Here is a 13056-nt window from a genome sequence, read left to right as displayed (position 1 = left end):
GGGGAGCGGCGTAGCTTAACGCTGTAAAATGCTAGTTAAAATTAGCATTGTTTGTATTCAATGTGGGAATGCATGGCCTCATACAATAAGGCCATGCACATCACATTCAGATGAGAAAGATTTACCAGAGTCGCTAGCTGTCAATAATGCCCTGCTCCCGGGCCATGGCGAACGCCGCTTTCGGGCCATCCCAAAGGGAGGGCAGCAGAATCAAAGATACCGGCACGGCGGTAATCACGATGAATTGCTGCAGCGCGGCGATCTGGCCTTCACGCATGGCCAGCAGTACCGCGGCCATGATCGTCATGGTCACGCCCCAGAAGGCGCGTAGAAACGGGCTGGGCTCGTCGTGGCCCGCACCGACCATGGCAATGGAGTAGCTCATGGAGTCGCCGGTGGTGGCCACGAAGATGGTCGTCAGCAGCAGGATCGCCAGCGCCATCCAGGTGCCGCCGGGCAATGCCTGGGCCAAGGCGAGCGTGGCGATGTCGAACTGAAAGTTCGTCAGCGCATCGGTCAGATCGATCACGCCGGTCAGTTGGTAGTAAATGCCCGAGCCGCCCAGCAGCGTGAACCAGACCGTGGTGGCGATGGGAGCGATGACCGCCACGGCCAGGATCATCTCGCGAATGGTGCGCCCGCGGGAGATACGCGCCACGAAGATCGCCATCAAGGGCGCAAAGGCGATGAACCAAGCGTAGAAGAACACGATCCACCACTGCATCCAATCCGCCGGTGCGGTTTCCGCGGTGGTGGTGACCATCTTGAAGAAGTCGTCCAGATACGTGCCCATGCCGGCAAAGTAGCTGTTGAACAGAAACAGTGTCGGCCCGAACAAAAAGATGACCGCGCCGATGCCCAGCGCCAGCATGACATTGAAGCGGCTCAAGAGCTGCATGCCCTTGTGCACACCGCTGACCGCGGAAAGCACGTACACCATGCCCAGGGTCGCCAGAACCAAAAGCCGGGTAACGAAGGTGTTGGGCAGCCCAAACAGCACCTCGAGGCCATGGCTGACCTGGGTAGCCAGAAAACCGACCGGCCCGACGGTGCCCGCTACTACCGCCAGTACGCAGCAGGTATCCACCACGCCACCCAACGGACCACGCATCACGCGCTCGCCGAATAACGGGTAGAGCAGGGTGCGCGGTTGCAGTGGCTGGCCTTTCACGTAGTGGGCGTGGGCCAGCACAATCGCGGTGAGCGAACCCAGTATCGCCCAGCCGACGAAGCCCCAGTGAGTGAACGACTGCGCCAGTGCCCCGGGCACCGCGGCGGCCACGCCCGGGTCGGTGTCGAAGGTAGGCGGTACGTTCACGAAGTGATAGATCGGCTCACCGGCGGCGAAAAAGACGCCCCCACCGCCCAGTAGCGTACACAGGATAATCGAAAGCCACTTGAAGGTACTCAGCTCTGGTTTATCCAGGTTGCCGATCTTGGCGTTGCCGGCTGGGGTCAGCACAAGTCCGATGGCGATAAAGAACGTCAACAGCATCAGAAACTGGAAGTAGGTGCCGAAGGTCAGCGCGCTCCAGGCAAAACCCTGGCTGATCGAGTCGGCGACAAGGTCCAGGTCGTAAAAGGAAAGTGATAGAAAAAGCACGATAAATCCGATGCTTAGCGTGAGTACGATGGGATCGCCAAGCGATGGGTGCTTAGGGCTTTCAGCACCGGAGGTTGGTTGGTTCATCAATAAGAACACCTTGGGTGGAACATGAGGAAACAGCGCAAATGCGGAAAGCGCAGCAAAAAAAAAGCGCCATTCATTGAATGGCGCGAGGACAGGAAACTGGCGCTAGTATATCGTGCCACTAGACCAAAGTCGAACGCGATTAAAGGGGAGGCTTAAAATAAAGGCTGGAAAACAGGCCAATGCTCCCTATTGAAGCACTGCGAAAACAGCGACAGTGCTTCTACTGGCGGGCCATTCGCACCCATCGCCGCTTTTGCTACCAGTGGTACAGCAACGAGGCGCTGGTGGTGTTATCGGTACGTTCGCTGGCATCATCCGGCGGTTGAGAGTTGTGCTTAACCTCATGCGACAAGCGTAACGACATGCGAGAGTTGAGCCGTGCGGTGAGCGCGGTTAGCGATCTGCCTGTGGTGTTTTTATCGGTATATTCCACCGACATTTCCTGATCAATATCGGCGTAATCCGAAAACCCCCAGTGATAGACCAGAGCGGTATAGGCAACCGCGAGCTGTTCATTCTCAGCTTCCCGCAAGCGGTCATTACGGTAACCAGGACCGGCCTCAAGCGAGAGTGAATGGCGCGAGCCTTCTAACAGCTGACGCCCATACCCGCCAATCACGGAAAGCTGTTGGTCGTAGCCCGCAAAGCGATCTTTCTCCCAGCGGGCAAATCCAAAGACATAGTGCGGGCCTTTAAAATCGTAGCGCTCGCGGGCAGCGAGCAAATATTGTTCGGCGCTGGTTTCGCCATCCTTGCTCACGTTGCGCACCTCGCCGCGCAGCGAGTGAATAAAATTGCCGGTTAGCCAGGTCAGGCGGGTTTTGCCAATTAGCGTCTGGCTATTGGTGTTGCCGGAAAGGTGCGTAAAGCCAAGTTCAGCATCGCCACTAAAAACCGGCGCGTCGTCGGTAGGCGGCGGAGGTGCATAAAAAGGGTTAGCGACCGCGGGGCTGACAAGCACAACGCTTAAAAAAGCAGTACTGGCAAACAGGTAACTGCTCGACGAAATAACGCGTTTAAATATGCTGAACACCCAGCGCCTCCCTAATGACATAAAAGATGGCGATTAACGCCCCCTTACCGCGCATGTCATAATGACGCTGTCACGCACTTTGAGTTCCACCATGACTAATTCCCGCCCCCGTACCTTAGCTGAATTACAGCGCTGGCGCCGTACGCGTACTAAACGGCGTTGGTATAAACGCAGTTTCCGTTTGCAAGTGATGTTGTTGGTGGGGTTGCTGCTGGCCGGCATGCTACTGGCTCAGGGGGCATATCTCAATCATCGTAAGGCCGATATCATCAACCATCAAATGGGTGAGCGGGCGTTGGCGGTGGCGAAAACAGTGGCCGGTATGCCCCAAATCGTTAGCGCCTTCGCGACTCCCGAGCCGGCGATGATTATTCAGCCACTGGCAGAACGGGTGCGTATAGAAACCGGAGCGCGCTATGTGGTCGTGGGTAATGCGCAGTCGATCCGCTATTCACACCCCGTGCCTGAGCGCCTTGGCGAGGCGATGGTGGGCGGCGATAACGACCAGGCGCTGATTTATGGGCAGTCCTACGTGTCCGAGGCGACCGGCACGTTAGGCACCGCCATGCGCGGAAAAACGCCCGTTTGGGATGAAGAGGGCAATATTATCGGGCTCGTTTCCGTCGGCTTTATGATGGATCGGGTCGAGATGGATGTTGCCCGTTACACAAGCTTTGGTTGGGCACTGGTCGGGCTGATGATTGTGCTGGGGTTTGCCGGGGCATACTGGCTTTCCCAGCACCTTAAAAAGGTCATTTTGGGGCTGGAGCCTTATGAAATCGCCCGCTTGGCGATGGAAAAAGAAGCGATTCTGCAGTCCATTCACGAGGGTATTCTGGCGGTTAATCGGGATGGCCACATCACGCTGGTCAACCAGCAGGCCAAACGCTTTCTTAACCTGCCCGATGAGCACGTCATACTGGGGCTGCCGATTCAGGACGTGGTGCCTAACACCCGTTTACTGGAAGTGCTGAAGCACGGTGAGCAGGAGTTTGACCAGCAGATGTGGCTGGGCGATCACCCGGCCATCGTCAATCGGGTGCCCATTCTGCATGAGGGTGAAATTGAAGGAGCAGTGGCCACGTTTCGTAGCCGCCGCGAAATTGTCGACCTTTCCCAAGCGCTTACCCAGGCAAGCCGCGATGTGGATATGCTGCGCGCCCAGGCGCATGAGTTCTCCAATAAGCTCTATACCATTTCAGGGCTTCTCCAGCTTGAGCGCATCGATGAAGCGCTGGCGCTGATTTATCAGGAAACCGAGCGGACTCAGGCGCAAATGAGTTTTTTGATGCGCCATGTTGCCGACACAGTGCTCAGCGGCACGTTGCTGGGTAAGCTTACCAGGGCGCGCGAGCTGGGCGTAACGCTTGAGATCGACGAGCAGAGCTCGCTCTCCTGCCCACTAACGCCCACTGGACAAGAAGTCATGATGAGCGTGGTCGGTAATCTACTGGATAATGCCTGCCATGCCGCGCTTAATGGCCCCAATAGCAGTATGCCCAGCGTGCGGCTGTTTTTCACCGACCTGGGGGAGCAATTGCTGCTCGAAGTAGAGGATAATGGGCCAGGCGTGCTCCCTGAACATGCTGAATCGATATTCGAGGAAGGCTTTTCTACCAAAACGGGCAAGCACAGCGGTATCGGCCTGGCGCTGGTGGCAAGGTTGTGTCGCCAGCATGGCGGAGCCATCACGCTTGAGGAGAGCGAACTGGGCGGAGCCTGCTTTATTGCGGTGCTGGACCGCTCGCTATGCGCTGAACCTGATACGCACGACTCACCATAATAATGACGACCGTAAGAGGAGTGAGCATGCCTGCAGCTCAATACGGCATTCTGATTGTCGAAGATGATTTTCGCATTGCCGATATTCATAAAGCGTTTGTTGAACAGGACGAAGGCTTTTATATCGCAGGCGTTGCCCGTAACGGTAGCGAAGCCAAGGCGTTAATGGCGGAACAGGCTGCCGCTATCCACCTGGTATTGCTGGACGCCTATCTGCCTGATGTGGAAGGGCTGGAGCTTCTATGGGCGATCAGGCGTGACTATACCCATGTGGATATTGTGATGGTCACCGCTGCCCGTGAGGTAGAAACCATCAGCGAGGCGCTGCGTGGGGGCGTATTTGATTATCTGATCAAACCGATTGAAGCTGCCCGCATGGGGCAGATGCTGGCGCGTTTTCGTCGTGAGCGCGAGGCGCTTTCAGGGCGTAATGAGATGAACCAGGACGAGCTGGATCACGTGTTTAAAAGGCTGCAGCCAGGCGAGGCGCCGCGCCCGACGTCCAGCGCGCTGCCCAAAGGCATCGACCGGCTAACGCTGCGCCGAGTGGGGGAGGCCATGGCCGCCGAGGCGGCGCCGCTAACCGCCATGCAGGTTGCCCGCATTATGGGCGCTAGCCGCTCAACGGCCCGGCGCTACCTGGAGTTTTTGGTGGCTGAACAAAGAGTCAGTGCTGAACTTGGCTATGGTGATGTGGGTCGGCCAGAGCGGCGCTATCAACTGCTTGAGGCAGCCCATAGCTGGCTCAAGTCGCTTTAGGTTGGCTGGTTGGCGTGCTCTGTGAACAAAATGAACAAAATGCCCACAAAGAACATTTTGTTTTTTATGTTCACAAGCTTGCCGTAAAGGGGCAGCGTCTTCTAACGTTCGCGGCGTAACCACGACATAATAACAGTGGACCACACAACAACATATATATGTGGAGAACGCCAAATGACCGCACTTTCCTTGAAGCGCTTAGCCGTGATCGCTCTACCGATGGCTGCCTTGGCAGGCATGACGACCTCTGTTCAGGCACAAGAGTGGACACCGAGCAAATCGGTTGAGTTCGTGGCACCCGCCAATCCGGGTGGCGGCTGGGATACGCTGGTACGCACTGTATCGCGCGTTATTCAGCAAGAAGGGCTTGCTGACGAGAACTATGCGGCTATTAACGTACCTGGCGGCGGCGGTGCCGTGGCTTGGGCGCAAATCGCTCGTGATAGCGGTAATCCGCATAAGCTGTTTGCCACCAGCCCGCCGATTATTCTGGTGCCTCTGGCCGGTGCCTCACGCTATGACCACACTGATTTCACGCCAGTTGCTCGCCTGATCACTGACTACTCCATTGTGCTGGTGTCGGCGGACTCTGAGTACGAGACGATCAACGACCTGTTTGATGCGCTCAAGGAAGATCCCAGCTTAAGCGTAGGCGGCGGCAGTGCACCTGGCTCCATGGATCATATCTCTATTGCGGGCCTGGCATCCGCAGCGGGCCTTGAGGCATCAAGTGTCAATTACATTCCGTTCTCCGGCGGTGGCGATGCCATGACCAACCTGATGGGCGGTCATATTGAAGCGGTGATTACCGGTGCCGGTGAGTCGGTGGGGCAACTGGGTGAAGGCAGCCAGATCCGTGCGCTAGGTGTCTCTTCACCGGAGCGCCTGGGTGGCGGTCTGGCCGAAGTGCCAACCTATCAAGAGCAGGGTGTGGATTACACCTTCGATATTTGGCGCGGCATAATGGGCACCCCGGATATGCCGGAAGAAGCAGTGACCTACTATCAGGACCTGTTTGCCGAAATGCTCGAAACTGATGGTTGGCAGGAAGCTCGCGACCAGTTGGGCTGGATCGATGCCTACCAGAACAGTGAAGAGTTCAGTGTCTTCCTTGATGAGCAGCAAGAGCAGTTCAGCGGCGTGTTAAGCGAACTGGGCCTACTGCGTCAATAAATAACCTATAGTGCTATAGCGTGTTATCCCGGTGGCCTCGTTGTGCCGCCGGGAATGCCTGTTCGTGACGATTAGGTACGTGCTCCTCGGAGAAACTCCAATGACGAAATTAAATACCAATCAGTGGTTAGCGCTGGTGTTGGCATTAGTGGCGGCTGCGTATATCGCCATGGCATGGCAAATCCCTACCTTTCCCTTGCCGCGGCCGGTCGACTCTGACCTGTTCCCTAAAGTGCTCGGCTTTTCGCTGCTGATTCTCTCTGTGTTTCTGTTTTTCGAGAAACCCTCACCGCTTGCCGGTGCCGATGAGATTGATCACGACGCGCAACAAGGCCCGCTGCTGATGACGCCATGGGGACGCGTGATTGTTACGTCACTGGCCATTGCCGCATATGCGCTACTGCTGGTGCCATTGGGGTTTGTACTGGCCTCAACGCTTTTGTGCACGGGGTTAACGGCTTACTACGGCTATCGTCGTCATGTGGTCAATCTGGTGACATCGCTAGGGGTGGTGCTGGCGCTGTATCTGACGATGACACAGGTGATGGACGTTTACTTGCCGACCGGTGTTATCCCTTTCTAACGCCGACTTGCTAATGCCTCCTGCGCCGTTTCTGGGCTGGTTTTTAAGCTGGTTTTTAAGCTAGTTTTTAAGAGAGTAGATCCCATGGATGCCTTAAATAATTTGATGTACGGCTTCGGCATCGCGCTTGAGCCTATCAATATCGCTTACGTTTTTGCCGGTGTGTTTGCCGGTACGATCATCGGCATGCTGCCCGGCCTTGGGCCGATCAGCGCGCTGGCTTTAATGATTCCCATCACCTTTGCCATGGAGCCGTCATCCGGCTTGATCCTAATGGCAGGGGTGTACTATGGCGCCATTTTCGGTGGTTCCACCTCCTCTATCCTGCTCAATGCCCCGGGCGTTGCAGGTACGGTCGCCACGTCTTTTGATGGCTACCCAATGGCCAAGAAAGGCATGGCGGGTAAAGCGCTGGCCATTGCCGCCTACTCCTCGTTTGTGGGTGGGACCGTCTCGGTTATCTTCTTGATGTTGGTCGCGCCCTTGCTCTCCAAGGTAGCGGTAAGCTTTGGCCCTGCTGAGTACTTTGCATTAATGGTGCTGGGCTTAACCGCCGTGGTCTCATTGTCGGATAAGTCGCTGATCAAAGGCCTCATTGCCGCTGTGGTTGGGGTGATCATCTCGATTGTGGGCATCGACCTGCAAACCGGTACCGAGCGCTTTACCTTTGGCTCTATTCAACTGCTGGATGGCATCGACTTCCTGGTCGTGGCATTGGGTATCTTTGCGTTAGCCGAAGTGTTCTACATGCTGCTGCGCGGCGGTGGCGGTAAAGAAGCCCCGCGTAATGCCATTGGTTCGTTAAAACTCACTCGAAGTGAAGTAAAAGAGATTGCAGGCCCTGTCAGCCGTAGCTCTGTACTTGGGTTCTTTACTGGCGTACTGCCGGGCGCGGGGGCGACGATTGGCTCGTTTCTGGGCTACAGCATGGAAAAGCGTCTTGCCAAAGACGGTGACACCTTCGGTAAGGGTAATATTAAAGGCGTTGCGGCGCCGGAAGCAGCCAACAACGCGGCGTGTACCGGCTCGTTTGTACCGCTTTTAACCTTGGGTGTACCGGGCTCGGGCACCACGGCGGTACTGCTGGGCGCGCTACTGGTGATGGGCGTTACACCCGGCCCGATGATGCTTGAGCAACGCCCGGATGTGTTCTGGGGCGTGGTAGCCAGTATGTATATCGGTAACATCTTCCTGCTGGTCTTGAACCTGCCGCTGATCCCGCTGATTGCCAAAATACTCGACCTGCCCAAGCCGCTGCTGCTCTCGCTGATTCTGATTTTCTGCATGATCGGCGTGTATGGCATGAGCTTTAGCGTGTTTGACCTGTTGCTGCTGTTGGGCTTTGGTCTGTTGGGCTTGGGCATGCGTCTGTTTGGCTTCCCGGCGGCGCCGCTGATCCTGGCGTTGATTCTGGGCAATATCATGGAAGAATCCATGCGCCGTGCGCTGCAGATCTCCGGCGGTGACTGGATGACGTTTATTGATAAGCCCATTTCACTCTCGCTGCTGGTAATTGCATTACTGTCACTTGGCTTACCGCTGCTGAAGAAGCGTCGTAAACGCGCTATTGCCGAGTAGACGGTATTGTCTCAACATTGGACGCGTGGCTGATAAGCGCCCTGGGTTAACCCAGGGCGCTTTTTTAAGCGCTAGCGCTGCTCTTCGGCAGCTTCACGAAGGCGCTCCATAGTGATTTCCTGAACGGCGCCATGGCTGCTTCGGATATGCGACCCCAGGCGTTGGGCGGCGAGCTGAGCATCGTTTTCGTCAAGAGCCGTCAGAATGGCGGCGTGTTCGCGATAGGTGGCATCAACCCGATCATCGCGGGTGAAGTCCAGGCGTCGAATGACGCGCAGGCGCTCGGTAATTTCACGATGAATACGGCTCATCTCCTGATTGCCAGCGGCCACCACTAAATCGCCATGGAAACTTTCATCCAGTGCACGAACCGTACTGCCCACCGCCCGATCAGCGTGGCTGGCGGGATTCCAGATATCGCGTAAAGTTCGCAGCACCAGCGGCTTTTCAGGCAGGGCACAAAGCTTGTGAACGGCCGCCTGTTCCAGAGTAATGCGTAGGTCGTAGAGTTCAGCGATCTTCTGGAAGTCCAGCGGCTTCACCTGCCAGCCGCTGCGAAAGAACACATCGACATACCCCTCTCGCTGGAGCTGAAAAAGCGCTTGGCGCACCGGGGTTCGGCTTGCCTCCAGCCGGTCACCGATATCGCCTTCGCTAAATTTATCGCCGGGAAGAAGGCGAAACTCGAAAATATCGTCTTTCAACGCATCGTAGACACGGTCAGCGATGGATGATTTACGCAACGCCATGGCAATAGGCCTTATTGAGAGAGGCCGCCGCATGATGCGACGGCACGCCAGCAGCAATGTGAATGCCTTAAACTTCAATACTCAGCAGCGGCTCCCCTAGCGTTACCGCTCGGCCCGGGGTGACGTGCAGAGCGCTTATTGTGCCAGAGTGTGTCGCCATGACTTCAAATTCCATCTTCATGGCTTCAACAATCACCAACGGATCGCCTTTGATGACGCTATCGCCGGGTTGCACAAGGCACTTCCAGATATTGCCCGCAATCTCGGCACTGATCAGCTCGCCATAGCCAGCCAGGTCATCTGCCTCTGCGGGGGGCGGCGCTTTGGCCAAACGGTCCAGGGCCTTCTCTTCGCTTTCACGCCATAGCGCAACCTCTTTTGCGTAGGCGTCTTGTTGAAGGGCGCGAAATTCGGCGATGGCCTGCTGGTGGGCATCTAAAAATGTCTGGTGTGATTTCAGGTCAAACGTATCTTCCTCGATCTCGATGGTTAGCTTACCCGCCCTAAACTGATCGCGCAGGTTATCCAGTTCATCCTCGCTGACCGGGTAGTAGCACACCTGATCGAAAAAGCGCAGTAGCCAGGGGGCGCCTTCTGAAAACTGTTTGTTTTTTAGATGCTTGTTCCAGATGGGTAGAGTGCGCCCCACCAGCTGATAGCCACCGGGCGAGTCCATGCCATAAATACACATATAAATGCCGCCGATGCCGACCGTGCCTTCGGCGGTATAGGTGCGCGCCGGGTTGTATTTGGAGGTCAGCAGCCGATGTCGAGGGTCCAGGGGCACGGCGCAGGGCGCTCCCAAATACACATCGCCTAGCCCCAACACTAAATAACGCGCCGAATAGAGCACATCCTTGACCTCGTCACGGTTGGCGAGGCCATTGATGCGCTGCATGAAATCGACGTTGTTGGGCAGCCAAGGGGCGGTGTCGCGCACCGATTGACGATACTTTTCCACCGCTTCGAGCGTGGCGCTATCTTCAAACGCCATGGGAAGATGAATCACCCGGCTGCGCACCTTCAGCTCGTCGGTCGGTGGCAGGGTGGCTTCCAGGTCGAGCAGGTAGGTCATCAATGCCTGCTGGGTCAGCGTCAGCGGGTCGTAGCGCAGTTGAAGCGAACGCACGCCGGGGGAAAGCTCAAGCAGACCACGCGGCTGGATATCGGCAATCGCCTCCATCAGTGCGTGGAGGCGCATTCGGGCGCCCAAGTCCAGCACGTTAGGGCCGTACTCCAGCAGGATGTATTGATCGCCTGCTTGACGGTAAGTGACGGCTGGACGCTCTTGGGTCGCTGCAAGATGAGCCAGCACGGTGGCCGAGAGGCCGTTGAACGGCGCCAGGTCGGCGCTGTTTAGGGTCACGGCAGGCGGCGCGGACAGGTACTTGACGGCCAGCTCCTGGCGTTCTGCGAGCTTGACGGCGGTGGCGTTGTCGATGGCGACAAAGCGGATAGTATCGCCGGGTTTGACCTGACCCACTTTCCACAGCTCGGCCTTGGCGATGGTAACCGGGCAGACAAACCCACCCAAGCTGGGGCCATCTCGGGTCAGAATAACTGGCATATCACCCGTGAAGTTAATCGAGCCGATCGCATATTCGCAGTCATGAATATTTGAAGGGTGTAGCCCCGCTTCACCGCCATCTGCCCGGCTGAATTCAGGTTTAGGGCCATTCAGGCGAATGCCCAACCGGTTGGAGTTGTAATGGACTTCCCAGTCCTGTTGAAAGAAGTGCTCGATGGAGTCTTCGGTAAAGAAGTCGGGCGCGCCGTGCGGGCCGTAGAGCACGCCTATTTCCCAGTGGCTCGGGTAATTCGGGATGAGCGCCGGGTCAACGGGGGCAGGGTCGTGGGTGGGCGCTGGCGTGGTGCAGGCAGGTAACCCCGGCTGGCTGATGCCGAGCAGATCGCCTGGGCGCAGCGGTCGCCCGCCGTGACCGCCAAACTGGCCAAGGGCAAAGGTAGCGCGGCTGCCAAGATACACTGGTACATCAAATCCACCACGCACAGCAAGGTAAGTGCGACACCCTCGGTTGGCTTTGCCCACCACGAGCGTTTGGCCGGCGGTGACGTGGATAGGCGTCCAGAAATCCACCGGAGTATCGTCGAGTGTGGCGTCGGTGACGGCGCCGGTCAGCGCCACGACGGTCGCCTGATGAAACGTAAGGCTTGGACCTATCAGCGTGGCTTCCAGCCCGGCAGCCTCTGGGTGGTTGCCGACAATCCGGTTGGCGATGCGAAAGGCGAAGTCATCCATCGGGCCGCTGGGCGGCACGCCGATGTTCCAGTAGCCGACCCGTCCCGGGAAGTCTTGCACCGTGGTGTAAGTACCTGGATAGACTACCTCGGCAACGCAGGGTTGAAAGTGAAAGCTTTCCAAAGCGCGGGTCGAGACCTTGCCTTCGGCAAAACTCGCTTGGGCGACCACCTGACGCAAGTAGTCAAGGTTGGTGGCAATACCCATCAGGCGGGTTTCATCCAGTGCTTTACGCAGCTTGGCCAGAGCATCCGCGCGGTCGTTACCATGCACGATCAGCTTGGCGATCATGGGGTCGTAGTGAGCGGATACCTGGCTGCCATTTTCGACCCAGGTGTCGATACGCACGCCATCACCGGGCCAGTGTACGTCGGTTAATTCACCGGGCGAGGGCTGAAAATCCTTTAACGGGTTTTCGGCATAGATGCGCACTTCCATGGCCGCACCGCTCAAGCTGAGCGTAACATTAGCCAGGTCCAGGTGGTCGCCCGCGGCGATCTTGAGCATCCATTCGATCAGGTCAAGGCCGGTCACGGCTTCGGTGATTGGGTGTTCTACCTGCAGTCGGGTGTTGACCTCCAGAAAGTAGAACTCATCACGCTCGGCGTCGTAGATGTACTCAACGGTACCCGCTGAACGGTAGTTGACCGATTCACCCAGCGCCACGGCCGCATCCAGCATCTTTTGACGGGTGGCCGCGGGCAGGCTGGGGGCCGGCGTCTCTTCCACGACTTTCTGATTGCGGCGTTGCAGTGAGCAGTCACGCTCACCTAATGCCACTACGTTGCCGTGGCCATCGCCGATAATCTGGACTTCCACGTGGCGGGCACGGGCGATAAAGCGCTCAAGAAAGACGCCGCTGTCGTTAAAGAAATTTTTGCCCTGGCGTTGAACGGTTTCAAAAGCGTCTTGCAGCTCTTTGGCGCTATTGCAGCGCGTCAGGCCAATCCCGCCGCCGCCCGCGGTGCTTTTGAGCATTACCGGGTAGCCCAGGCGGTCAGCGGTGGTAAGCGCCTCTTCTACGCTGTCAAGCAGGCCGCTGCCTGGGGCTAGCGGCACGCCTGCCGCTTCGGCCAACTCACGGGCGCGGTGCTTTAGTCCGAACTCGCGCATCTGTGTAGGCGTGGGGCCGATAAAAACGATACCTTCACGCTCACAGGTGTCGGCAAAGTCAGCGTTTTCAGATAGAAAGCCGTACCCGGGAATAATAGCCTGCGCGCCGGTCTTTCGGGCGGCATCAAGAATCTGGCGCTTGTCCAGGTAGGTTTCACTGGCGCCGTTGCCTGTAAGGGCCACGGCTTCGCTGGCGCTTTCCACATGCAGGCTGTGGCGGTCTTCATGGGAATAGACAGCAACGCTGCCGACACTGAGCGCCTTAAGCGTGCGGTTGGTACGTACGGCAATCTCACCGCGGTTGGCAACCAATACTTTGTTGAACATGAGTCA

At 57.2% G+C, this 13056-nt stretch carries 9 protein-coding genes; 5 read left to right on the top strand and 4 right to left on the bottom strand.

What is annotated here, in order from left to right:
• Positions 1-133: 133 nt before the first annotated feature.
• Together ACT3TJ_RS05050 and ACT3TJ_RS05045 are read right to left on the bottom strand one after the other, a co-directional pair.
• Positions 134-1690: a BCCT family transporter gene (locus ACT3TJ_RS05050; protein ID WP_442352925.1), complete on the bottom strand. Its 1557-nt coding sequence runs from the start codon at positions 1688-1690 to the stop codon at positions 134-136.
• 259 nt (positions 1691-1949) lie between these two features.
• Positions 1950-2726, bottom strand: coding sequence for a DUF481 domain-containing protein (locus ACT3TJ_RS05045; protein WP_140398998.1), 777 nt, complete (start codon positions 2724-2726; stop codon positions 1950-1952).
• A gap of 91 nt (positions 2727-2817) precedes the next feature.
• Between ACT3TJ_RS05045 and ACT3TJ_RS05040 the strand changes: the two genes are divergently transcribed.
• The 5 genes from ACT3TJ_RS05040 to ACT3TJ_RS05020 all read left to right on the top strand — a co-directional run bounded on the left by ACT3TJ_RS05040 (position 2818) and on the right by ACT3TJ_RS05020 (position 8601).
• On the top strand, positions 2818-4509 hold the full coding sequence (locus tag ACT3TJ_RS05040) for an ATP-binding protein (protein WP_444621464.1): 1692 nt from the start codon (positions 2818-2820) through the stop codon (positions 4507-4509).
• 26 nt (positions 4510-4535) lie between these two features.
• A complete protein-coding gene (locus tag ACT3TJ_RS05035; RefSeq protein ID WP_087110667.1) occupies positions 4536-5267 on the top strand; it encodes a response regulator in 732 nt (243 codons plus the stop codon).
• A 174-nt stretch (positions 5268-5441) separates the two neighbouring features.
• On the top strand, positions 5442-6440 hold the full coding sequence (locus ACT3TJ_RS05030; protein WP_444621465.1) for a Bug family tripartite tricarboxylate transporter substrate binding protein: 999 nt from the start codon (positions 5442-5444) through the stop codon (positions 6438-6440).
• 100 nt (positions 6441-6540) lie between these two features.
• Complete coding sequence (locus ACT3TJ_RS05025; RefSeq protein WP_087110671.1) at positions 6541-7023, top strand: tripartite tricarboxylate transporter TctB family protein; 483 nt, start codon at positions 6541-6543, stop codon at positions 7021-7023.
• A gap of 84 nt (positions 7024-7107) precedes the next feature.
• Positions 7108-8601 carry a tripartite tricarboxylate transporter permease gene (locus tag ACT3TJ_RS05020; protein ID WP_441678041.1) on the top strand — a complete coding sequence of 498 codons (1494 nt, stop codon included), beginning with the start codon at positions 7108-7110 and terminating at the stop codon, positions 8599-8601.
• 71 nt (positions 8602-8672) lie between these two features.
• Here ACT3TJ_RS05020 and ACT3TJ_RS05015 read toward each other — a convergent pair whose 3' ends face one another.
• On the bottom strand, positions 8673-9350 hold the full coding sequence (locus ACT3TJ_RS05015) for a GntR family transcriptional regulator (protein WP_441678039.1): 678 nt from the start codon (positions 9348-9350) through the stop codon (positions 8673-8675).
• Positions 9351-9417: 67 nt separating this feature from the next.
• A complete protein-coding gene (gene uca / locus ACT3TJ_RS05010; RefSeq protein WP_441678037.1) occupies positions 9418-13050 on the bottom strand; it encodes an urea carboxylase in 3633 nt (1210 codons plus the stop codon).
• Positions 13051-13056: the final 6 nt, after the last annotated feature.

The sequence above is a fragment of the Halomonas sp. AOP30-A1-24 genome, from assembly GCF_052378165.1.
GTDB classification, from domain to species: Bacteria; Pseudomonadota; Gammaproteobacteria; order Pseudomonadales; family Halomonadaceae; genus Vreelandella; species Vreelandella citrativorans.
Note: the sequence above shows the minus strand (reverse complement) of the source record. Positions and strands in the feature narration are given on the sequence as shown.

Excerpts from the sequence above, each read along its gene's own strand:
- uca (WP_441678037.1), bottom strand. The coding sequence starts at position 13,050 with ATGTTCAACAAAGTATTGGTTGCCAACCGCGGTGAGATTGCCGTACGT.
- ACT3TJ_RS05035 (WP_087110667.1), top strand. The coding sequence starts at position 4,536 with ATGCCTGCAGCTCAATACGGCATTCTGATTGTCGAAGATGATTTTCGC.
- ACT3TJ_RS05030 (WP_444621465.1), top strand. The coding sequence starts at position 5,442 with ATGACCGCACTTTCCTTGAAGCGCTTAGCCGTGATCGCTCTACCGATG.
- ACT3TJ_RS05025 (WP_087110671.1), top strand. The coding sequence starts at position 6,541 with ATGACGAAATTAAATACCAATCAGTGGTTAGCGCTGGTGTTGGCATTA.
- ACT3TJ_RS05040 (WP_444621464.1), top strand. The coding sequence starts at position 2,818 with ATGACTAATTCCCGCCCCCGTACCTTAGCTGAATTACAGCGCTGGCGC.
- ACT3TJ_RS05050 (WP_442352925.1), bottom strand. The coding sequence starts at position 1,690 with ATGAACCAACCAACCTCCGGTGCTGAAAGCCCTAAGCACCCATCGCTT.
- ACT3TJ_RS05015 (WP_441678039.1), bottom strand. The coding sequence starts at position 9,350 with ATGGCGTTGCGTAAATCATCCATCGCTGACCGTGTCTACGATGCGTTG.
- ACT3TJ_RS05020 (WP_441678041.1), top strand. The coding sequence starts at position 7,108 with ATGGATGCCTTAAATAATTTGATGTACGGCTTCGGCATCGCGCTTGAG.